Source organism: Bacteriovorax stolpii (assembly GCF_002872415.1).
GTDB classification, from domain to species: domain Bacteria; phylum Bdellovibrionota; class Bacteriovoracia; order Bacteriovoracales; family Bacteriovoracaceae; genus Bacteriovorax; species Bacteriovorax stolpii.
Map to the genome: position 1 here is coordinate 704,630 of NZ_CP025704.1, position 23,579 is coordinate 728,208.

The 23,579-nt window shown below is 41.0% G+C and carries 17 protein-coding genes; 13 read left to right on the forward strand and 4 right to left on the reverse strand.

Going from position 1 to position 23,579, the window contains the following annotated elements:
- Nucleotides 1-36 precede the first annotated feature (36 nt).
- Entirely contained in the window at nucleotides 37-417 is a 381-nt protein-coding gene (locus tag C0V70_RS03315) for a hypothetical protein (protein WP_102242447.1), read from the reverse strand.
- Nucleotides 418-661: 244 nt separating this feature from the next.
- Here C0V70_RS03315 and C0V70_RS03320 point away from each other — a divergent pair, with 244 nt between their 5' ends.
- Together C0V70_RS03320 and C0V70_RS03325 are read left to right on the forward strand one after the other, a co-directional pair.
- Nucleotides 662-1,294, forward strand: coding sequence for a hypothetical protein (locus tag C0V70_RS03320; protein WP_102242448.1), 633 nt, complete (start codon nucleotides 662-664; stop codon nucleotides 1,292-1,294).
- A gap of 190 nt (nucleotides 1,295-1,484) precedes the next feature.
- Nucleotides 1,485-3,260 (forward strand): hypothetical protein, encoded by a 1,776-nt coding sequence (locus tag C0V70_RS03325; RefSeq protein ID WP_102242449.1) that lies wholly within the window; start codon nucleotides 1,485-1,487, stop codon nucleotides 3,258-3,260.
- A 35-nt stretch (nucleotides 3,261-3,295) separates the two neighbouring features.
- On the opposite strand, the gene C0V70_RS03330 is transcribed toward C0V70_RS03325, so the two are convergent.
- The 3 genes from C0V70_RS03330 to C0V70_RS03340 all read right to left on the reverse strand — a co-directional run bounded on the left by C0V70_RS03330 (nucleotide 3,296) and on the right by C0V70_RS03340 (nucleotide 8,539).
- Complete coding sequence (locus tag C0V70_RS03330; protein WP_102242450.1) at nucleotides 3,296-4,522, reverse strand: isocitrate dehydrogenase (NADP(+)); 1,227 nt, start codon at nucleotides 4,520-4,522, stop codon at nucleotides 3,296-3,298.
- A gap of 87 nt (nucleotides 4,523-4,609) precedes the next feature.
- On the reverse strand, nucleotides 4,610-5,020 hold the full coding sequence (locus C0V70_RS03335) for a response regulator (RefSeq protein WP_102242451.1): 411 nt from the start codon (nucleotides 5,018-5,020) through the stop codon (nucleotides 4,610-4,612).
- 3 nt (nucleotides 5,021-5,023) lie between these two features.
- Nucleotides 5,024-8,539 (reverse strand): hypothetical protein, encoded by a 3,516-nt coding sequence (locus C0V70_RS03340; protein ID WP_102242452.1) that lies wholly within the window; start codon nucleotides 8,537-8,539, stop codon nucleotides 5,024-5,026.
- 208 nt (nucleotides 8,540-8,747) lie between these two features.
- On the opposite strand from C0V70_RS03340, the gene C0V70_RS03345 reads away from it, so the two are divergent.
- The 11 genes from C0V70_RS03345 to C0V70_RS03395 all read left to right on the forward strand — a co-directional run bounded on the left by C0V70_RS03345 (nucleotide 8,748) and on the right by C0V70_RS03395 (nucleotide 23,568).
- Entirely contained in the window at nucleotides 8,748-9,602 is an 855-nt protein-coding gene (locus C0V70_RS03345) for a hypothetical protein (RefSeq protein WP_102242453.1), read from the forward strand.
- Between the two features lie 262 nt (nucleotides 9,603-9,864).
- Nucleotides 9,865-10,779, forward strand: a complete 915-nt coding sequence (locus C0V70_RS03350) for a hypothetical protein (RefSeq protein ID WP_102242454.1) — start codon at nucleotides 9,865-9,867, stop codon at nucleotides 10,777-10,779.
- Nucleotides 10,780-10,934: 155 nt separating this feature from the next.
- Nucleotides 10,935-12,131 (forward strand): hypothetical protein, encoded by a 1,197-nt coding sequence (locus tag C0V70_RS03355; protein ID WP_102242455.1) that lies wholly within the window; start codon nucleotides 10,935-10,937, stop codon nucleotides 12,129-12,131.
- A gap of 242 nt (nucleotides 12,132-12,373) precedes the next feature.
- Nucleotides 12,374-15,346: a hypothetical protein gene (locus C0V70_RS03360; RefSeq protein WP_102242456.1), complete on the forward strand. Its 2,973-nt coding sequence runs from the start codon at nucleotides 12,374-12,376 to the stop codon at nucleotides 15,344-15,346.
- A gap of 9 nt (nucleotides 15,347-15,355) precedes the next feature.
- The gene (locus C0V70_RS03365) at nucleotides 15,356-18,229 is read left to right on the forward strand and encodes a S8 family peptidase (protein WP_133566697.1); all 2,874 of its coding nucleotides are present in this window, start codon (nucleotides 15,356-15,358) and stop codon (nucleotides 18,227-18,229) included.
- A gap of 82 nt (nucleotides 18,230-18,311) precedes the next feature.
- Nucleotides 18,312-18,956: a 30S ribosomal protein S18 gene (gene rpsR / locus C0V70_RS03370; protein WP_158649546.1), complete on the forward strand. Its 645-nt coding sequence runs from the start codon at nucleotides 18,312-18,314 to the stop codon at nucleotides 18,954-18,956.
- Between the two features lie 14 nt (nucleotides 18,957-18,970).
- Nucleotides 18,971-19,978, forward strand: a complete 1,008-nt coding sequence (locus tag C0V70_RS03375; protein ID WP_102242459.1) for a DUF2232 domain-containing protein — start codon at nucleotides 18,971-18,973, stop codon at nucleotides 19,976-19,978.
- Entirely contained in the window at nucleotides 19,975-20,589 is a 615-nt protein-coding gene (gene rplI / locus C0V70_RS03380; RefSeq protein WP_102242460.1) for a 50S ribosomal protein L9, read from the forward strand. Before C0V70_RS03375 ends, rplI begins: the two co-directional genes overlap by 4 nt.
- A 75-nt stretch (nucleotides 20,590-20,664) precedes the next feature.
- Nucleotides 20,665-22,008 (forward strand): replicative DNA helicase, encoded by a 1,344-nt coding sequence (dnaB, locus tag C0V70_RS03385; RefSeq protein WP_102242461.1) that lies wholly within the window; start codon nucleotides 20,665-20,667, stop codon nucleotides 22,006-22,008.
- Nucleotides 21,995-23,170 (forward strand): chorismate-binding protein, encoded by a 1,176-nt coding sequence (locus C0V70_RS03390; protein ID WP_133566698.1) that lies wholly within the window; start codon nucleotides 21,995-21,997, stop codon nucleotides 23,168-23,170. The genes dnaB and C0V70_RS03390 overlap by 14 nt, the downstream gene beginning before the upstream one ends.
- A gap of 200 nt (nucleotides 23,171-23,370) precedes the next feature.
- Nucleotides 23,371-23,568 carry a hypothetical protein gene (locus C0V70_RS03395; protein ID WP_102242463.1) on the forward strand — a complete coding sequence of 66 codons (198 nt, stop codon included), beginning with the start codon at nucleotides 23,371-23,373 and terminating at the stop codon, nucleotides 23,566-23,568.
- Nucleotides 23,569-23,579: the final 11 nt, after the last annotated feature.

Consider the following 23,579-nt stretch of genomic DNA (forward strand, 5'->3'; position numbering starts at 1 on the left):
GCCCAGTGGTTCGTAGGCGCCTTTTTAAAAGAATAATTACTTTAAGTTATCTAGTGCTTTTAACTGTTGGTTCATTGATTGCTCAAGTTGACGAGCAAGCGCCATCTCTTGTTGGAATCTGATTTGTTCCATTTTCTTTTCAACCATAATACGGTTTCTTTCTTCTAGTCTCTCTCTTAGAAGTTTTAGACGGTCAGAAGCCGTTAACTTCTTAGGAGCTGGCTTTCTTACTACAACTCTTTTTGGAGCTGGAGCAGGTGCTGGAGTTGGTTCAGCTACTTGGTATTGTCCTTCAATGTTCATTGTAGGAGCTTGGATTGCTTCGTCAGCAAGTGTTAGTTCATCGTTGATTGTCAGGTCAGTGTCAGCTTTAACATTAAAAGCAAACATTAAGCTAAGTAGCATTAAGTACTTCATAGTTCCCCCGTGTGGTTATATGCGGCGTTTTTATGACTTCTATAAAGATCAGTAAAGAGCGTGTGTAAAAAAGATAGTGACACCATTTTCTCAGGATCATTCTGGCACCAGTGATATATAGTTACTGCAAGAAAATAGGCGATCTTATTGAAATGTTATTCAAACAACTGATGTTTTTGTTGGCACAGGCCTTGCTCTAGGAGTCTCGTGCTTAATAAAGCAAAAAATTCTGAGGGGGATTTTCATGAAAAAAGCAATGTTGTTACTAGGGGTTCTACTTTTATCTGTATCATGTGTGGAATTAAATGGTTCACTTCAAGTTCGTGAAGCTATGAGCGTGAAGAAGAAATCAGGATTTCTAAATCTAAAAACAAAAACAATCAAAATTGAGCCAGGGTCTTATTCAGCAGAGCTGAAAGTAAAGAGCCAGAAAAATATCAACCTTGAACTTAAAGGTGGATCATTGGGAGAAGTGGATATTCCAATCAAGTCTGAAGATAGCTTAAACCTTCCACTGAACGGACAATTCTACATCGAAGGAAGAAAAATCGAGCAACCATTCAACGTAAGCGGGACAATGACAACAAATGTTGATCACTGGGGATACACAGACACAGTTGAAAAATGTGAGAGACAAATCACAGAAAGAAGATGTGAAAAAGTGTGTGTAAAAGAAACTGGAAAGTGCGATGTTGTTTGTAAAGACGTAGTGATCACTCTATACGGACTAAAGGATATTTCTTACCACTACAAGAGAACAGACCGCGAAGTTCGTCTTGAGTTTATGCCAGAGAACTCAACGGCAGTTATTGCCAGCCTTCCAGCTCGTGGAATTGAGTCGGAAAAAATCATCGATAGAGAAACAATCTGTCGCTAATTTCTAAAAGAAAATGAATAACGTTTACTAAATGAAAGGGGAGCGAAAGCTTCCCTTTTTTTGTCTTTATTTCAATCATCGTCAAAAAAATAGTCAGCTTCGTTACTAATTATCAAATGCTTATTTTTATTATTCGTGGCGATTGGTTTGCATATGAAATTATATTTTATTTCTTAAAAGGACATTGAATATGGTTTCAAAATTATTTTTAGTTACTCTCTTGGCCTTTCCAATGGTGAATCTTCCCAAGGCCCAGGCCGCAAGCTGCAACCCAAGTATTGTCTCTAATCGCGAGCTAGGGTCTACCATCTCTCCAGAGATGCTGGGAAATCTTTATGCCCGAGCGATGTTGAATATTGCCAAAGTAGCAGTGCTGGAAAACTATGGCACATTTGAAGATGCTGCTCGTGATATCGTTAGTAAAGCCGAAGGCAGAGGTCTTGAGTCATTAAAGAGCAGGGCCAAGAATTTTAATTACTGGCAAAAAAATAATCGCATTAGTAATGCAGACTTCTCTTTAGTTGCCTCTTTGATGGGACTGGACCAGGCGGAATTGGCCGCACTTAACTTAGCTTATCTTGCCAACAAAGGAGATCCGAGCATTTCCTTTAGTGAAGCGATTTTTAAAATAATTTCTAAAGGGGATAACTTGACCGTGGTCACCAGCGGGCAATTGGATCAATTGCTGGGAGATTTTCCGTCTGCATGTTTACAAAAAATTCCCAAGAACCAGTTGGTCAATTTAATTAATAAACTGAATATGGCCGTCTCTGAAAACTTAAATGATGTCAGTATTGATGGTGAGTATGTCAGGTTTGCTCAAACTTCACTTATGCATATGCCTTCTTTAAAAGTGGTAAAAACGAAATACGATCCCGCAGATGTGGATTCATTGCACGTGGGATTCAGACTTCTTTCAGAAGTTGGAGGATCATTTAATTCATATAGAGATTCTAATGCTGTTATTCACAGTGTTTCAAACCTTGAGACAATCAAGCACTTTCATAAGTTCTATGGATTGTCTGACTTTGCAGTTTTGAATAAAAAAGAAAAGACACTGACCTTCTTTGATGAATCGGCAAGAGTACAAAAAAGAATAACGATCGATATTGCTTCTACTGATGACCGCATGAATGCCGGTGGTGCGGGTATTTATTACGGTCTTATTGATAAAGGAAACACTTATTATGCCAAGGCCTTATCTGACAGAGGAATGAGAGAAGTTTTTAAAAGCAGGCAAGGGCAGGTAATCAGAATTAATGGACCTCTTTATATTCTTCCTCAAGATACAGGAGCTCATAAATTTAGGATTAAGAATAAGAGACTTGCCTTTAGTGGGTATCAGTTCTATCGCAAAAGCCGAAATTTAAATTATTCAATCGAGAGTAATACTAAGTTCAAGCTTGAGATCAGACACAGTTATAAATCGAAATTCGTCGCTGATTACATCAATACTTTGGAAAAAGAGAAAAGTCGCTTGATGCAAATTTTAAAAGTGGATAACGATGATTATAACATCCTGGCAGGATTTGCCATTGGTGTTCTCGCTCCTGAATCAGATTTCGGTAAAAACTGGAAATATGTCCTGAAAGAATTTTTACCAGGGGCCGTATCATTAGCTAAAGGAAACGGACTTGATACCAGCAAAAATAGCCGTGGCCCAACTCAGTTAAAAGTGATTCCTGAAGAAATTATGGAAGCGTATGGGATTAGTAAGACCAATCTGACAGACCCGGAGAATGCAGCGGTGGCCACGATTGCGATTAGTGCTGACTTTTTAAAGCAACTTAGGAATTTAGGTGTTAATCACAAAGCGATCAATGAAGAGAATATTCAAACGTACTTGTATTACTTGTATCAAGGTAAACGCGTACAGATTAAAGAAGCACTGGCGACCCCGGATGACAATCTTGCGATAAGGAAAATTGTAGCGGTCGTAAAAGGCTTAGAGTTTTTAGAATATTAAGATAAAAAAAGGGCCTCTTTCGAGGCCCTTTAAAATTACATTTTAAGTGCTTTTTTTAGGTTTTCATCAAGAGCATCAAGGAACTTCTCAGTTGTTAAATACTGATCAGCTGTTACCTTGTCACCGTAGATACAAACCGCAAGGTCTTTAGTCATTTTTCCAGACTCAACAGTTTCAACACAAACTTTCTCTAGAGTTTCACAGAAGTGAACTAGAGCAGGGTTGTTATCTAACTTACCTCTGTGGTTAAGACCGCGAGTCCAAGCAAAGATAGAAGCGATTGGGTTCGTTGACGTAGGTTTTCCTTGTTGGTGCATTCTGTAGTGACGAGTTACAGTTCCGTGAGCTGCTTCAGCTTCCATTGTCTTTCCATCTGGAGTGACAAGAACTGAAGTCATAAGTCCAAGAGAGCCGAAACCTTGAGCAACTGTATCTGACTGAACGTCACCGTCGTAGTTTTTACATGCCCAAACGAAGTTACCATTCCACTTAAGAGCAGAGGCAACCATATCGTCGATTAGTCTGTGTTCGTAAACGATTCCTAGAGACTCGAATTTCTTCTTGTAGTCTGCTTGGTAGATCTCTTCGAAGATGTCTTTGAAGCGACCGTCGTACTTTTTTAAGATTGTATTTTTCGATGAAAAATACAATGGCCATTTTTTTGAAAGGGCCATGTTGAAACATGAGTGAGCAAATCCTCTGATAGACTCATCTGTGTTGTACATAGAAAGAGCAACACCTGGACCTTTGAAGTTATAAACTTCTTTTTCGATCTTTTCGCCGTTTTCTCCAACGAAAGAAATCGTCAGTTTTCCTTTTCCTGGAACGACGAAATCAGTTGCGCGGTACTGGTCACCGAAAGCGTGACGACCGATCATGATTGGTGCAGTCCAGTTTGGAACTAGACGAGGAACGTTTTTACAAATGATTGGTTCACGAAATACAGTCCCATCAAGAATGTTTCTGATTGTACCATTTGGTGATTTCCACATTTCTTTTAGGTTGAATTCTTTTACACGTGCTTCATCTGGAGTGATTGTCGCGCACTTGATACCAACGTTGTACTTCTTGATTGCTTCAGCAGCATCAACAGTCACTTGATCGTTAGTTGCATCTCTGTGCTCCATTCCAAGATCGTAGTACTTAATATCTACATCAAGGTACGGAAGAATTAGTTTTTCTTTAATGAACTTCCAGATGATTCTGGTCATTTCATCGCCATCAAGCTCCACCACAGGGTTAGCTACTTTGATCTTTGTCATGCGCATATTCCTTACGTTTGTACGTTGCTATAATTTGAGATGATTCTATGAGAGGAGGAGAGGATAGTCTATATTCGTTGCCGTGGGTTAGGCCGCATTTGCCTTCATTTGATGAAGATATTTTTGGGCGCGCTCCAGAATGGGCTGAAAGTTTGCTGTTTGGACGATGTAGTCATTGGCGCCCATGAAAACCATGTCGCAAATTTCTTCTTCGCTACCATTTTTAGATATAAATAAAATTGGTAATTCTGCTTTTGCTTTTTCTATTCTGACAAGGGAGATGATTTCCTGGGCCGACATATCATTCATATCTTCATTGCAGATAATCATGTTGTAGTCTTTCTTGTGCTCCAGGAGATGAAGCAGGTGAAAGCCGCCTGTGGCAAATTCAACTTCAAAATTCTCAAGCATGCGCAGCTTTCCCGCCAGGATATTTCGAAAATTCATATTTTCGCTAGCTATAAGAATTTTAAATGTCTGCTCTTTGATAATGGCCATAGCTTATCCGTAATTTTTAACAGCTTTTGTAACTAACTTCTCGGCCTCTTTCATGGCCTTCTTTTTTTCTTCATCAGTCTGAATCGTTCCTTTAAACTTTGGCTCAAGAACGTGCTCTTTAATGTACGCTTCAGCTTTTTTACCATCTTCTGTCAGGCGCACTTTTTCCCATTGAAGAGATTCACCACCATAAAGAACCTTGGCGAAAAATTTCGTCACACCATTCATTTCGTTGATCTGGTTTTGAATACTCATCTTGATGGCCTTTTCACCAAAAGATGGAGCATCAATTAAAAGCTTCACTACGTTGTCTTTAATGGCATCCATATTGGCCTTGAAACCAGAGCCAGACATGTCAGCACCGTCAACCAGTGCAGGCTTTAGAAGCTTTTCCATAACGGCATCTTTGATTTTTGATCCTTCCGGAGTGTTGAAGATTTCTTCAAAATTTTCTTTCTTTAGAAGAACCTCTCTTAATTCCATTGGAACATCTTTATCTGAGATCCCGGCAAGTGAGTCTTTAACTGTTCCACGAACCATCGCTTTAATAAACTGATCAAGCCCACCGCTCTGGTATAAGAAATCCAGCAGGTCTTGTTTCGCTTTTTTCGACTTGGCCACGTCGTTTAAATCGACAGAAAGATTTTTAATAATCCCGTCAAGCGAGTGCTTTGCATTCTCCGGGTTGTATTCGATGTAATGTGACAATAAAATCGCCAGAGGTTTAACTGACGAGTCGATGTTTTGCTGCATTTGTTGCGTGTATGGAGAAGCTGGAAGAAGGGCACTCAAGCAAGGAAGGAAAGTTGAGAACTCGCGCTTAATCATGACTGTGGCCGCGTCTTTTTGCTCTGTCGTCATCCATGTATTGATGTTACTTCTAACAATAGTCATCCCGCGGGCCGTAAGCGTATCAGTACAAACGCTCAGTTTCGCAGTCACTTCACCCATTGGAAATTTCTTTAAACCATCAAGACACTGGTTGTATTGTTTTAGGGCATCGTCAATCTCTGGTTTTTGAGCATTGAAATCCGCTGTCCCCAGTGCACCTTTTAGAAGATAGTTTAACTTCAGTGCCCCAAGTTGTTTTGCAAAATTGATGGCGAAGTTTTTTGTACACTCATCAAGGTGAGCTGAAAGAGCATCGCCGGCAAGGTCTTTATCTGCACAGGCCATAAATTCATCTTCAACCGGGCGTAGGGCAGAAGGGGTCTTCGTTGTATTTAACTGCGCCTGTGTTTCCACGCGGCCGTAGTTGATTACGATAGATTTCGTTGCTTCACGCTTTAAGCTGTCGACACATTTGTCTTGTTTGGCTTCTTTGGCCATACAGGCCTGGAAGTTGCCCATCAGGGTTTTTCTGATTGAATTACGTTTTTCTGAAAGGTCCATTCCCGGACGGTCTTTCAGGTAAGAGTTTAATGAAGAATCGATCTGATCCTGGCCAACGATCATCGTCGTTGAAGAAGAAACTTTATCTGAACAAGTGTATAGGTTTTTTGTGTAATCAGAGATTGAGAATTCTTTACCGTCTTTTGTTCCAAGACAATCTCCAAGAGCTTTTTTAAATTGAGCTTCAACCGTTTTTTTGTCGCCCTCTCGACCATCGTACATACTTCCCACACTTTTGTTGAATTGAACTTCACCAAAGAAGAAAGCAATCTTTTTAACAGAGCCTTTGATACAAGTGTTGACCTGGTCCATGACCACGCCTGTTGTTTTCTTATCAATACACTCGTTGTTTGATTTTGTTAAATCAGCAATGAAAGAGTCTACTTGTTGTTTAGTTAAACCAAGAGCAGAAAGTCCGCCTGATTTTTCCAGGTAGCCGTACACTTCTTTTGAGAAGCTCGTGCTTGAGATTTGCTTAGCAGCTTTAGTCGTAAGCGAGTTACTACATTTTTCCAGCGTTTCATCAGAGGGCTCATTGCCAATACACTTTTCGAATTCACCTTGAACCAGGGTCTTAACGAGAGCGTTTGTCTCAGCTTCTGTGAGGTTTCCTTTTGCTGTGTCTCTGATTTGGTAGTCGGCAACTTTCATCGCCACATTGTGAGTCAGTTTTCCTGTACAGCTTCCTAATCTTTTATTAAGGTCGCTTGCTTCAGAAATATTATCTGGAAGAATTTTATCGATACATTTTCCCAGGTCAGCAACTGAAGACTTATTCAGTTCTGCTTTTCCTGGCATTCCATCCGGGATGGCGTCATTGAGCTTAAGAGTCGCAACGTTTCCAGAGAAGCTGACAATCGTCTTTCTTAGACAGGCTTCACGGGCCGCGGGTGTTTGTTGATTGTTCCAACATTTATCAAGAAGGGCGACACCTTCATTACCAACTTTGACTGATAATGATTTATTATTTTTGAGTGAGTCGCTGGCAGTGTCTCTTAGAGTCGCGCTTACAACTTTATATGTCACTTCGTTGGTGATGCTGTTTTCACAAGGGGAGATATCCAGCATTCCGTCTGCTCTTGCGCCTTTTTTCTTTTGGGCTTCAGCACATGTTTTAAACTGGGCACTCTTATCTGCAGCAAGTTTTTTGACTTCTGCCGGCGTCAACACCGACTTGATAGCAGGTGTACTGGTAATTTTATCATTAACCAGAAGAGATCCGGTGTTTGAAACCAGAGTATCAATACAACCCATGAATTGGTCAGTATAAGACTCTTTGCTCTGAGGATTGTTTCCAACTTTTTGCGTACATGAATCAAACGAAGGCCACACTGATTTTTTAATCAGGTCAGCAGACGCTTTTGAAGAAGCTTTTTCCTTAATTGTTTTAGAAAGAGAGATGTCTGTAACTTTACTTACACCTGTCTTCATAGTTGAGAGTGCACAGTTTTTTACATCTGTTGCTGTCGATTTTGTTTTAGCAATACAGGCCTTATAAAGATCGGCCTGGGCCTTGTTAAATGGAGTGCGCTCCCCAGAAGGCAGAGAAGAGTTAAGACTCGCGCGCGATAATTCGTACACGATCCCGATCCCGGCACTTGGAACTAAGCTGGCCGAAAGGGCATCAATACAATGGCTGGCATCGTACTGAGAGTTCATTGATTTTCCGATACAACCATTAAACGGCTCGGTCATTTTATTGACCCACAGAGCACGTCGGGCCGGATCAGCTACACCTTCTTTTTCCAGGATTTTGTCGGCAAACTTTCCAATCAGGTTGTTTCCTAAATATCCATAGAATCGTATAAGATTTTCGTCAGTGAGAGGATTGAGCGTTTTTTTCATCCCATCCTGAATAGTCGATTTGATAAAAATATTCAGCTCTGTTGGACTTGAATAGTAACCAAGAAGGTCTTTTTGGTATGGAGTGATTTTCTCCATAACTTTCTTTTCAATATTAATGTTGAACAGGTCGGCCGCTCCGGCCTTCACCTTAGATGTCATTGTTTGCGTGAATGATGAGGGCCTCTCGTAGTTCGTCGGCGTAATTAACGCAATAGAATCAAGCTCCGCAGAAAATGACTCAAATGACAACCCAGTCAGCACAATTACAAGTAAATTTTTCATGACCTGTTCCTAAACATAGTTCCTCGTGGTTTAACGGCAAAAATCGACGCGATCTTTAAAAGAATCGGGGTCGATATGCGACTAATTTTCTTTCACGAGCAAGAAAAAGCTGACAGTTGAGTGAAAAAGTCGACTACTGAAACTAAATAGTGTTACTAGAGAGACAATAATTGTTGGGTATCCGACACACTTCACAAGAGGGGTTTTAATGAAGGCATTTTTAAAATTATCTATGTTAGCTTGTTTAGCTGTTCTTGCTAGCTGCGGAGGCGGCGGTGGCGGCGGAGGCGGTGGTGGACACTCGACTTACGGGACATACTACTCACCAAATATCCTAGCGAGTGAGTTCGTTAACTCACTAAACTCAGTAGATGGAACTTATTCATCTCACGTTGAACTTTACACGAATGAAACTCTTAGATCTCAAGTTCCAGGGCAAGAAGACTGGTTCGTAATCTGGGACGCGAAATACAGCGAATATAAAGCTGTGTCTCTTCAATACATCCGTTCAATCGTTTACTACGATTACTATGCTAACAACAGAGCTGTAGCTTCTGAGTTCAGATCTATTGAAAGAGGGGATATCCTTTCAGGTAACCTAAACGGTGACTACTACGGAAATGACTACGAAGTAGTAGACAGACTTTCATCTGGATACTTCGAAGGAAGAAACTCTGGATACCTTTACGAAGACGAAGCAACTTCTACAGACGTTTCTCTTCTTGCTAAAGAACAAGAGCAAAAGAAATTCTTCGACAAAGCTGCAAAAGTATCTCTTGTTTACAACGTAAGCATCGAGACATCTATGTCGATGGTGACGTTAGGATCAAAGATCGAAAGAATGCTAACGCGAGCTAACGGTGAGCTAACTCAAGAAGACCAAGCGGCCCTTCTTGGAGACATCAAAACTCTTACAGGTGTTAGCCTAGAAGAACTACAAAAAGCTTCAGAAAACTCTGCAGCTAAAGAAGAAGTTCTTGCTAAGGTTGCTGCTAAGATTGGAACTTCTGCTCAAAACCTAGAGCAAAAATTCCTTCCAGAAGTTTTCGGGATTACACTTTAATCTCAAAGACAGTTTAGCTAAAAACTAACAGGGCCCGCTTCACAGCGGGCCTTTTTTTTGCCCAAAATCCATAAAACCTGACCAAATTGGTGTCATAAAGAAACTAAACTTTCATCATTGGTGTCAGGTTGATTCCGAAAAAAATTGCAAAAATCTTAAATACTTACAGGTTGAGTGAAAAGATCGACTATTTTTTTAACCCCTGTTACAAATCGATTATGTCGAATTAATCAACCGACATTTCCTGAGGGGGGAATTAATTATGAAATCGCTTTTTAAACTATCAATGCTCGCACTATTAGTAACTCTAGCTAGCTGTTCAGGCGGCGGCGGTGGCGGAGGAGGCGGTGGAACGTATACACCTCCATCAACTGGCGGTGGTGGATCAACTCCAACTACACCAACAACTCCAACGACTACATATGGACAGTATTCTTCAGCTAACATCTTAGCTTCAGAATTCGTTTCATCACTTAACTCTGTAGATAGCACTTACTCTTCAAGAGTAGAGCTTTATACAAACGAAACACTTAGATCGCAGCAAGCGGGCCAGGATGACTGGTTTGTTATCTGGGATGCTAAATTCCAGGAATACAAAGCTGTATCACTTCAATACGTTCGTTCAATCGTTTACTACGACTACTACTCTAACAACAGAGCAGTTGCTTCAGAATTCAGAAAGATCGAAACAGGGGACATCACTGCTGGTAACCTGAACGGTGACTACTACGGTAACGATTACGAAGTTGTAGACAGACTTTCATCTGGATACTACGAAGGAAGACAATCTGGTTACCTATACGAAGACGAAGTTGGATCAACTGACGTATCTCTAATGGCCAAAGAACAAGAACAACAAAAATTCTTCGCGAAAGCATCAAAAGTGTCTTTCGTATACAATGTAAGCTTAGAGACATCTATGTCGATGGTTACTCTAGGATCAAAAATCGAGAAAATGCTTTCACGTGCTAACGGTGAGTTAACTCAAGAAGACCAACTTGCACTTCTTGGGGATATGAAAACACTTACTGGTGTAAGTCTTGAAGAGATCCAAAAAGCAACTCAGTCTGCAGATGCTAAAGAAGACGTAATTGCCAAAATCGCTGAAAAGCTGGGAACAAGCGCTTCAAACCTAGAGCAAAGAGTTCTTCCAGAAGTTTTCGGTATCACACTTTAATCAACTCTTAGACACTATCGTGGCTAAGTCCTTGAGGCCCCCGCAGAGATTGCGGGGGCTTTTCTTTTGTGGCCGTAAAAATTACCACCCATCTTTTCTGCCTACACCGACAGAGGTAGAACCATGCGAGATTTATTTAATTCCTTGGGGGATGTATGTTTAAAAGTGTCGTTGCTTTTTTAGCTCTGGCCGTGATTTCTACAGCTCATGCTTCATACCATGTAGCTTCTTATAACACTGACAACCTTGATCCTAACAGACCGACACGTGTGATGGTGGTTGGTAATGGTGATGACCTGGGACTTCTATTTGAAGAAGTGGCAAAAGCAAAGGCCGTTAAATACACAGAAAATTATCCACAAGACCAGATTGCTTTGATTGCTATCAATGAAAAAGAAATGGGGAGCGAGTGGAACTTAAAACGTTACGGTTTTAAAATCGAAAGAAACGATAGTTCAACACTTGATGGAAAAGAATTTATCAAGGAAGTTTCAAAGTTTAAGAAGATCCTTTCTCTGGATATTTTTAGCCATAGCTCTGCCCAATTCGGGATTCACCTGGATGGAAGAGCGAACCGTTTAAACATTACGACTAAAGGCCTTGAGGCGCTAAAACCGAACTTCATGAAAGATGCATTTGCTTACCTTCATGGATGTAACTCAGGATTTAACCTGGCCCCATTCTTATCAAACATCTGGGGAATTCCAGTGGCGGGGTCGATGACATCAACAAACTTCCAGAGACTGCACTCTGATGGAAATTTCTATCTTTCAGAAGAAGGGTATGCTCCAAACTCTGACTGGGCAAAAACAAATACCCTTTCATATGATAAAGAAGTTGAATGTAAAACTGGAACATGTCAAAGACTTAAGCCAGACAACACTCCTTATGTTGGGTTCTGGGGAGCATACAGAGCTGGTGGACTTCCTTTCTACAAGTTCTTCTGTGTGAAAAACTCAGAAGCTGACTGTCAGAGAGTGATGGCAAAATCAATGCTGTCTCATACACTGACAATTAATCTAAAAAAGAACAGCTCACTTGCTGAGTACAAAAAAGCAGTCTTTGATTTCCTTTGCCCGGTAAGCTCGAAAAAAGACTTAAGAGGTGAGTGTGAAGCAAAACTTGATGAAGCACTAGTGACTGGGGATATGACGTACAACCCATTCTCTCGCCCGCAAGTAGAATGTAGCTTTAAAGAGTGTAAGGTAGAGATCGATTGCGAGAAGGTTCTTTTCACTGGAGTTCCAAAACCAGGAACGTGTGAACTTAAAAATAACACTCCAGCTCCTGCGACAACCCTGGTTCGCGAGTACAAAGCTTACCTGGCTGCCTTTCCAAGTCTTTCTAAATAAACGAACAGCAAAAATACAGGTGTCTAAACTTTAGACACCTGCTCCTAAAATTACCTGGTCTCAATCTCTTGATTTAATAAAGCGCTACAATACCCATTATTTGGATCATTTCTTGCTTTAAGGTCCGTACTATGAAAACAAAATTTAATAGGCTAATGAGTTTTTGCGTCCTTTTTACGTCTTTTGTTTACGTGCAAGCGTATGCAGGAGAGTCCTTCATTCCTTTACAAAAGGGATTGAGGATGGCCAGTGACGATTTGATATACAACGATCAAGTCTTATCCAGCCGTGAAGCGGATATCTTAGGAAATTCCCAGAAAGTGGATTTATCGCTCTTAAATCCGCGCCCTAATGATCTTTGGGACAGCACTGTCACTAATGTCGATGACCAAAGCGAAATCGCTATCCGTGATAATGATGTTCTTTCATACGAAGGGTCTATCCTTTCTAACACCGGCCTTTACCGCTTCAACGCGATTCCGACTAACGGAAATAAGGTCTATACCATCCACTTAGATAAAACTCTTCACACAATGCTGATGAGAAAGAATCTTCTGCGTGCCCTTGGATATAAAATCCCGGCGATGAAGTATTTAAGAAAAGTCACAATTCAATTTAATTCAAAAGCGGCCATGGAAAGTTTTCTAAAGAGAGAAATCCCGGAAGCCACTCTTGGAGCGGCCGATAGATGGGCCGCAACTGATTTAGTAAAGGCCGATCAATTGACGGTAACTTTAAAAGACGTTGCAGTAACAGAACCTAATGAATACGATTTTTATAACGTCTCAATGGGTATCCCGACTCAAACAATTAACAGTCGTTCATTAAGAGCGCTGGTTATCCCGTACTCATTGGTTGACCTTTATGAAAGTGTCAACAAGTTCAGCTGGGTTGATGGAAAGATTGATAACAAGTCTGTTATCCTTTCGCATTTTACGGCCAACGATTTTGCGACAACAGTAGACGATGCTGTATGGATGTTAAACCGTTTAAATAAACTCTCTCGCGCTGATTTCCAGAAAATCGTTGCCGATGCACAATTTCCAAAAGAAGTTGAATTGGTTCTTGTTGAAAAACTCATTTCAAGAAGAAACTCTCTTAATAAACTCTTTTCTTTAAAGACTGCTGAAATTGCATTCAACCCTAAAATCACGATGGGTTCTGCTTTAAGAGAAGGAAAGATTATTCAAAAAGAGTACCCTGATTATGCTTCTCGCTTTGCTTATGGTGACGCTGAGTCTCCGCTTGAGCAGATGAGATTTTTCCTTTACTCAAAAATTCAAAGTAACATCATTGATAACCTGGTTAATAAGTTAAACGGTGAAATGTCGATCTTTGACTTAGGTGAAAAGAGAACTGAATACTTCCAAAAGCAATTTAAGGAAGGTCTGGATCACTTCGTGGAAACTGGTGAGCTTCTTCCAATTAAAGTTGGAGCTTGGTACAGCCCGGTGGTTGACGTTAATTTACTTCTCTCAAGAGATATCATCCTGGGGAACTATCTCGGGACGGATAACTTAGTTCAGCTTGCCGATACATTTGGAGCAAGTGCTGATGTCGGTATGTTTGCCGGTATCGAAGGTCTGGGTTACGACCTGGCCGGAAGTGCAAAAGCTTCTGTATCGTTGGTGCGCTCATACTCTCACTTAAAACCAGTTAAGAACTTAAAAGAAAGTTTAAAAGAGCCTTACAAAAATATGTTCGTGGGTCTTTTAAAGCGCTCATTAAAAGAAAAATTCTTTTCGCTCTCTGAGCTACAAAAACTTGGAGAGAAGGCCGACGAAGCAGGGTCTGCTAAAGATGAGCAGAAAAAGCGCATTGAAGAAATGTTTGCAGAAATTGACAAGAACCTGGACGTTGGTGAATCACTTATTATCACTGACCGACTAGTCCCTTCAGCAAGCGTGCGCCTGAACTTCAACCAAGGGCTCATTGGAGCAGGGATTGGAGTTTCTGGAAGTGTCACTGTTTTAAAACGTATTCATTTATACAAAAAGAGTCCTAAAGTTCTTCAGATCTATGATGACTCAGGATTTGTAAGAAATGTTGATATCAGCTTTACTGTAAGCAGTTATGTAAACTGGTTAAAAGTAAACGCGAAACTTGATAGAGGTCACTATAACGTTAACTCGTACATGGTTAACCTTTCAACTGACTTATCAGAAAACCCAAATCTATTCTCAAATGCTCTGGGAGTTTACAACGTACTTAAGAACAAAGACTTTGAACTCTTAGACAAAAATAACCCACCGGTAAAACTAGACGTTCAGTTTAAAGACAGAACGAGAGGTCTTTCACTTCTTTTCTGGAGAATGAAATCTCTGACTGGAAAGACGTACTACGACCTAAAAGCAAAAGACGGTGTTGAAGGGACTTACTACAGCCTGGAAAAAGACTTTTTAACAGGTCTTAACCCGGAAGCTTTCTCAAAACAATTATTGAACTACTACCTGGCAAAAGAAGAAGTTGAAGACGTAAGAATCACAGAAGACGGCAACCGCAACCCGGGAGAGAGCTTCTTTGGACGCTCACACACGCAAAAGCTTCGTTATGAAGCAAGTCTTGATACCAACAAACGTTTTGCCCAGAAGTTCCTGTCTCTTTCTGACGTCAAACAAGGTTGGGGAATGAGCGAGAAGAAAGTGAGAAAGTTCATGACTAAAGTGAACGAAAAATTCCAGTACCCACTATTTGATATCGGTCAGATCGATTTTAAGAAGCTTCGTCTGTTTAATGTTGGTTACCACATGAACCTTTATAACAAAGGGATCGAGCGTCTGCACTCAATTAAAGAGTCAGAGATCTTACCTTTAGAAGTGAAGTACAAAAAAGAAAGATGGTGTTCAGAAGACGACAACAGAAAGAGAAGCGCCGTTTGTGGAGACCTGTGGTCGCTTAAGAGCTTAATTAAAAAATGTCCAAAGTCGAAAAACGATGAGGCCATGGCCGATTGTAGTGTCGAGCTTTTTGAAAAAATGATGGATGATCTGGACTTCAACGACTTTAAGAAACTGATTGGTGAAGACAGTATGTACATCTACGGAACAATTGATGGTTTCAGAGAAAAGTCAGAAGTGTTAAACGACACTCTATACTCGAACACAATTGGAAAAATTGGCAGCAAACAGTGGAATGGTCCACTTGACGTTGTGAAGGATTTATTAGGACTTTCTGGCGGAGAATTCAGCGGTGGCTGGATTCGCGAAGGACTATAGGTGGCCCTCATGAAAAAGATTATTTTTACAACACTTGTTCTTCAAAGCTTAACAGCGCTCGCTGGGACTAATGACCCGCTTTATAACAAACAATGGGCGCTGGAAAATAGCGCTCAGGTGATCTTAAAGAATATCTCTGACCTGGAACGCGTGCAGGTTAAAGGTCTTCCCGGTGTGGATATCAATTGGGTAGACACAAAAGAGATAAAGACTGAAAAGAAAGAATTAATCGTGGCCGTTTTAGATAGTGGTCTGGATTTAGAACACCCGGATTTAAAAGACCGTATCTGGTACAACGAAAAACTTTGTGCCGGAGCAACCAATGCTGCCAATCGTCCTTGTTACGGTTACAACTACCTAGATAACAACACGATCCTTACAGACGATGTTGGTCACGGAACGCACGTGGCAGGTTTAATCGCAGCTAACAGAAATAACAGTACGGGGATTGCCGGAGCGGCCGATTCACGCATTAAGATCATGCCTTTAAAAGTTATCAACAGTTCGGTTAACGGATTTGTGTATAACGGAAAAGTTATTACTGACGTTATTGCTGATGCGATGACATTCGCAGTGAAAAATGGCGCAGAAGTTATCAACCTGTCTCTGGGATGGCCAAAACTAGTTGACCTGGCAAAAGTTCGCCAGGCCTTCGACTATGCTGAACAAAATAATGTTATCGTTATTGCGGCTTCAGGAAACAACAATAAAGACCTGCCGACTTTCCCATGTAGTTACGAAAACGTTATCTGCGTTGGTGCTATCGATAACCGCGGTGACCTGACAGATTTCACGAACCATGGATCAAAAGTCGACGTCGTCGCTCCAGGTGAATCAATCATCAGTACTTACCCGCGCGCTCTTGAGTCGCGTGTTCTTCGTATTAAAAACTACGAAACAAAACGTGGATCGAGCCAGGCAGCTCCTTATGTAACAGCAGCACTTGCAAACTTAAAACTTCTTCACCCTGGATTAACTAATGACCAGGTGAGAAGCCTGCTTTTTAGAAGTGTAAAGAAACTGGCAAAAGAATCATCTTCGCGTTTTGTGAAGTTTGGCTCTCTTGATATGAAGGCATTACTTGAACTTGCTTCTAAAGAAGAAGAGAAAGCTTTCGTTAATCCTTTAATGAAAGGACTGACTGAAGTTAAGTTCAATGCAGGAGACAGAAGGTTTGCCTTTAATCTTGAATTAAAAAATCTTTCAAACATTGATTACAAAGGACTCGTGTGCCTGCGTTCAGGATCAAAGGCGATTGAGCTGGATCAAAACTGTGTAAGCGTAGAAAACATCCAGGCCAAAAAATCATTGAGCTTTCCGGTGAGCGGATTGATTCAAGACCTGGCAGGGGACTCACACATTCTGTTGACTGTGCAGATTGATGATCGCACTTATACAACAAGCTTAGTTTTTAGCCGCAATCTAAATAACGATGCCGCTTTAATCAGTCAGTCGCTTGGTCAAGCAAGTTTTGATGATATGGCCGTTATCAGTGGAGACAGACGCCTTTCGAGAATGACTCGCGTTTTTGATAAACACAGACAAATTGCTTTCCCTGAGTATTTTTACCAGGAAAAACTAAAGCAAACTGAAAACGCTTCAGTTGTGTCTCTGTTAACGAGTGAAGGTGGAAAGTTTACGGTGAAGACAATCACTCTTCCAAAAGTAAACAAGGTGCTTTCAATCCACCGCCAAGACATCAACATGGACGGGAAGCTGGATTATTTCATCTACACACTTTCAAACAAGAAAGATGAACTTCAGTTCTATATTCTTGATGAAAAACTAAACCCACTGTTTAAAGAAAACTCGACATGGTCGATGACCCTTTCAACTTTTGAAGGTCTACCGATTGATGGTGGAATGGAGAAGTTTGAGTGGATTAAGGTGAAGAACCCTACACTTGGAAATGTTCTTGTTCCTTCAATTTACCGTTCGTACACAATGCCGGAAGCTGATAACTCAAAACAGATTTCTGAGCGCGTGATCGGAGCGATGTCTCACCAGTTCTATCTGAATCCAAAAGTGACAGATAAAAAAGTTGAGATCGAACTTCGCGTAGTGGACTCAGTAAAAATGATGGCCGCTCTTCGCAAAGAAATGGGCATCCTTGGAACATTTGATACGAAGTCAGTTTACTTATTAAAACCATTCCCACAAACGATGGAAGAGTCGAGAAATGGTGTGATCAGGTCACTGATTGTTGTAGATGAAGATGGTATCGGTCAACTTCACCAGGCGACGATCTCACTGGAAGGAAATAATTTTTCAAAGCTTTCAAGTTTATCGACGGAAAAAGCTGTTGATCAGTCGCTGATTTACCCAATTATCGATTCGAAAAACGGCAACGTGACTGATGAAGCGATTTTTACAACTTTACTCAACAGAGCAACGGCAGAGTTCCTGGTGAAAAATGATCACGAAATCGGATCAATTCAGCATTTAAACGAAGATTGGGAAAACCCAGTGATCGCTTTAACGGCCACTTTTGCTGAAAATGGCGCTAAAACTTATTTAGTAGAAAGCCGCTCGAGCCTTACGGTGCTACGTGACAACGGCAAAAAAGCTTCACTTCCGATCTACCGTGACTCAAGTTTTCCAGGCCAGAGCTTCTCAGAAACGATCACTCCAATCCTTTCAGAAGGCCGTCCTGGGGTCTATATCAATTCAACTCTGATCTACGGAGAGCGCCTGTATAGTATGGTAGATACTGAGAATAATGGGTTTATTAGGCCACTTTCACTATCGATCGGGATTCCTTCTGGGTGTGTGCCTCTGCTTCCAGAAACCCTAGCGGACAAGACTCAGTACAATTACGTATTTTTGTGCACAAGCCCATCTAAGGAAATCACTCTCAAATTCCTTCCTATGTCGCACCTTTAGTGTTAAATTCCTCAGTCTAAAAACATACTCGTCCTGGCCCATGGTGGGTCAGGACCTAATTTTTATTAGTCCAGGGGGATTTATGATTTATGAATTGTCAGTAGTGACAAAGCCGGAGCTTGGCGCTGAAGCTCACGCACAGATCGCAGAGATCGTGAAAGACGCACTTAAAGGCTTCGATGGTGAAGTTCTTATCGCAGACGATTGGGGAAGACTTGCTCTTGCTCAACCATACGCAAACGGTGCTCGTCACGGACACTTCCATTACTTCATGTACAAATCAAACACACAAGCTAACACTGAGTTAACTCGTCGTTTTGGTATCAATGAAGGCGTTCTTCGTACAGCTATCTTCAACATCGGTCTTGATGAAGAAAAAGAAACTCTAGTGAAGAACTTCAAGTCTCCACTTTCGAAAACACACCGTGGTTCAGTTCTTGATAACAAGAACGAAGACGACGATGAGTCAGGATTCGAAGATATGGAAGACGACCGTCGTAAATTCGCTAAGAGAAAGTCTTGCTGGTTTACAGCTAAGAAAATCAAAGCTGACTGGAAAGATCCTCAAACTTGGAACTGGTTAGTTTCTGAGTTCGGAAAAATTTCTCCAGCTCGCGTTTCAGGTATCTCTAGAAAACACCAACGATTTGCTAACGCTGCTATTAAGCACGCTAGAAACCTTGGGATTTCAAGCTACCTATCTAACCGTACAGCTGATAGAGCTTAGTTAGAGTAATAGCGATGACTAAAGTCGAACAAACCTCACAGATCTTTGATCAACAGGCTTCAGTTCCAAAACTGTTGTTTTTGGCGATCATGACTATTGCGCTTTGTTCATTTGGTCCAATGAGTATTTTTGCTTCAGTTCCACTAGCTATTGCATTTCTTCTTTACGGCCGTTTAATCGGGTTTGGTTTAGGAGCTTTTTCAATGGCGCTGCTTTGGGGTCTTTCATTAACTGTGAAAGGTTTTCCACCGGCACTAGTGGGATACTATGGATCGGCCTTTTTATATGCACTAGTAACGGCTGAGATTGTCCTGAGAAACATCAATCCGGTAAAAGGATTGATCTACATGGGACTGATCCTTGTGATCATCTCTGGATCTTTAGTAGTAGCTTACGACAGGTTGAGCCCGACAGGGTTAAAAAGCGAAATCAGTCAGTATGTATCGTCTGTTTTATCGCAGCTTAAAAAAAGCAAACAAGAGTCTTCAGAAGTTTCTGGAGATGAAGAAAGGGCCTTTGATGATTTTGTTAATAAGCCAGAAGCTTTAACGAATGACATCTACAGTTCGCTTCCTTTGATTGTTTTTTGTGTTTCTTATTTTGGTTTGTGGGTGAGCTTGTATGTTACTCTTCGCAACGCCATCGTATGGAGATACAAGGCCGTTTATAAATACAGTCTGCGCGACCTGACTTATTTCAAGGCACCTGAGTTTTTTGTGTACCCGTTAATTCTTTCTCTGGTTTTATGGCTAGGGGCTGACTACGGACTTCCAAAAGAGTCAGAAGTAATTGGTCGAAACCTTTTATACTGTCTTGGCGTTTTTTATCTGTTCCAGGGTTTTGGAGTCTATAACGACTTCCTGAAGTTTTTAAGAATCGGCGGATTTATTAAGACTCTATTTATTGCTTTTACATTTCTTCTAGCGTCTAAGTTCCTCGCGATCTTAGGCATATTTGATTTATGGTTCGATTTTAGAAGATTTTTTACAAATTCAAAAAAAGATGAAGGAGATACTATATGAAAGTTATTTTAACTGAAAAAGTTCCTACTCTAGGGAACATCGGAGAGATCGTTAACGTATCAGCTGGTCATGCTAGAAACTATCTAGTACCAAATGGCTTTGCAATGGTTGCTGACGAAGGAAACAAGAGACTACTAGCTGCTCAACAAAAAAGCCTTGGAAAGAAAATCCAAGCTCAAAGAGATGCTGCTAACGAAACTAAAAAGAAAATTGAAGGTCTAGTCATCGAACTTATCAAGAAAGTTGGAGCTTCTGGGAAACTTTTCGGAACTGTTACAAACGCTGAGCTTTCTAAAGAACTAGAAAACCGCGGTCTAACTGTTGAAAGAAGACTAATTCACCTAGATGCACCAATCAAAGGTCTTGGTACTTTCACTGCAAAAGCTAAAATCTTCCAAGATATCGAAGCTACTTTCAAAGTAAAAGTTGCTATCGATCCTAAGCAAGCTGAAGAACTAAAACTTGCTCAAGAAGAAGCTCTAAAAGCTGCTGAAGCTCGTAAGAAAGCTGCTGCTGACGCAAAAGCTGCTGGTGAGTCTGCAACTCCTGCTGCTGAAATGACTGAAGAGCAAAGATTAAAAATGGAAGTTGATAAACTTCTAAGATCTTAATTTCTGCTTAAAAAGATGTTATAATAAGAGGGACCTCGTTATGAGGTCCTTCTTTGTTTTTTGAGGTGAGCAATCATGGCTTCAATGAATCAACACAATGAACTTCCTCACGATCTACTGGCCGAAAAAGCCTTAGTAGGCTGTTTAATTATCGATGGTTCAGTCTTTGATGAGATCTCCAACCTTAAAATCAATTCCTCTCAATTCTATGATCCTCGTTACGGGATCGTTTTCGATATCATTGCCGATCTTTCTTTAGCCAACCGTGCGATTGACTTCGTTACTGTTTGTAACAAGCTCAAAGACAAAGGAAAGCTGGAAGAAGTAGGTGGTGAATCTTTTGTATCGAGTTTAACAGAAGACCAGGCTTCATCGGCCAACGTTTATGAGTACGCAAAAATCGTCAAAGATAAAGCGTCGATGAGAGAGATCATCAAAACGGCCATGCGAGTGGTGCAGATGGGGATGAGTTATACAGGTGAAGCTGATGATTTTATCCAGGATGTTGAATCGAGTTTCTTCAAGCTTACCAACGAAGCCAAAACTGGCGGTATGGTTAAGATCAATGCCACTTTAAGACAAAACTTAAAAGAACTGGAAGACACTACAAGAATCATGGGAGAAATCTCAGGGCTCTCGACGGGGTATCCTCGTCTCGATGAACTTCTTCTGGGAATGCAGCCAGGTCAACTGATTATTTTAGCTGCCCGTCCAGCGATGGGTAAGACCTCTCTGGCACTGAACGTGGCGATCAGTTCATGTCTACAATCAGGACTTCCTGTTGCGATCTTCTCTCTCGAGATGTTAGCGACGGAACTTTCAATGAGATTACTAACAGGTCGAGCGAAGGTGGATTCAAAACGCGTTCGTAAGAAGGCCTTCCTGGATACTGACCTTCGAAGTATTGCTAAAGCAACTCAAGAGCTTTCAGCGCTTCCAATTTTCATTAACGATTCAGGGAATACCACAATCCTTGATATTCAATCGCAGTGTAGAAAAATCAAAGCTGACCAAGGTCTTGGTCTGATTGTTATCGACTACCTTCAGCTAATGGGTTCTACCAACAAGTCTCTTCAAAGAGAGCAGCAGATCGCCGAGATCTCGAGAGGGTTAAAGACCATGGCCAAGGAACTTGGTTGTCCGGTTATCGCCCTGTCTCAGCTTAACCGTGGTGTTGAGTCCCGTCCAAACAAACGTCCTACAACTGCCGATCTTCGTGAATCTGGAGCAATCGAGCAGGATGCGGATATCGTCATGTTCGTTTACCGCGATGAAGTTTACTACCCGGATACAAAAGAGCCAGGTGTTGCCGAAATCATCGTAGGTAAAAACCGTGCAGGGGAAATTGGAACGGCAAAACTTGCGTGGGTTGGTGCCTACACAAGCTTTGAAAACCTCGCTCACCGTGACGGACCATAATCTCTATACAGTTTTTCCGTATAAGAATTCACTGCTAATGTTAAGCGGGGCCAAAGAGGCGCGCGCGTATTACAAAGACCATTACATTGATCTCTTAACTGGTGAGTCTCACGAGTTTGCAGTTGAAGGATGGCTATCACTTTTAAATTTTCCGGTAGCAGAGCATCCGATTGAAAAACGTGTGGTTCATCTTTTTTATGAGCTTGGTTTTCTCTTTGAAAATCTTTCAGAAGAAATCATGAGTACTGATCTTCTGGCCATTAATATCGAATACACAAAGAGAGAAGAACTCCAGATCAATCCAGACCACAAGAAAATCATCCTTTCACTTAAGAGTGCTCCTCACTACCACGATTATGAAAAACAATTCCAGAAGGGCCATAAAGAGCTGACAGAGGGCAATTGTTATCAGTTCAACCTGACAGGTGAATACACATACGACTTTGAAGATGATATCGAGGCGGAAGATTTTATTTCGGCCTTATGGAAAGACCCAAAGAAGCGTGGAGCTTTTGCTTCTGCGACTTACATCGAACACTTCGAGCAGCTTTTTTTAAGTAACTCACCAGAGTGTTTATTCCGTTATGAAGGCGGAATGCTTTCAACTATGCCCATTAAAGGCACAATGAAACGAAATACTGATGATCCCAGAGAAATTAAAAGTCTCTGGAAAGAATTAGTCTTGGATAAGAAGAGTGAAGGCGAGTTGTTTATGATTGCCGATCTTTTGCGTAACGATCTCTGTCGCATTGATCTTCCAAGGGCCATCGTCACAAGAAAAAAAGCAATGCTACTTGTTCCTGGACTCATTCATCAGTATTCAGAAATTAAAGTTCCTCTTTCACAGCATGTGACTTTGAAAAATATTTTAGAAAAAATTTTTCCTGGTGGAAGTATCACTGGTGCACCTAAAAAAAGAGTTATGCAGATTCTAAAAAAATTAGAATCACGCTCTCGCGGTTTTTATTGTGGATCGACTTTGCTTTTTTCTAAGGGGCAAATAGAAGCTTCGATTAATATCAGATCTAGTGTTGTTGATTTCAAAAAAAGATCACTTTCTTATCAAGCGGGGGGCGGTATTACACTCTTAAGCCAACCTCAACACGAGTTTTTAGAGATGACTTACAAGCATGACAGCTATATTGATACCCTAACTCTATAAAATTGCTTGATTCTAATAAAAACTTACATTCAGATGTTTCTGACCGAGAAACATTGACACTGTTTTCTTACACTCGATATGATTTTTTTGCGTCATAGTAATTGACTTTTTTGGCCAAGAAAAAGTCCACATAATCTCCGTCGACGGATCGACAAAGGATTAAGCGGATTGGCTGATTAAATAAGACAAAGGAGTGTTGAATGGGAACTTTAGGTTTAAAGGATACGGGTAAACCAGAGTCATCAGAGACAGGAGTCTCATTAGGTTCACTTGCTGAACTAACAGGCTTTCCGATTGATTACATCAAAAGGGAACTTCTTTTAGATAGCGAAAAAGACCTGAGTGTTGAAGAGTTAAGAGAAAGAGTTCTTGCTTACCTTAATTCTGCAGCAGTTTAAAAAATGAATTA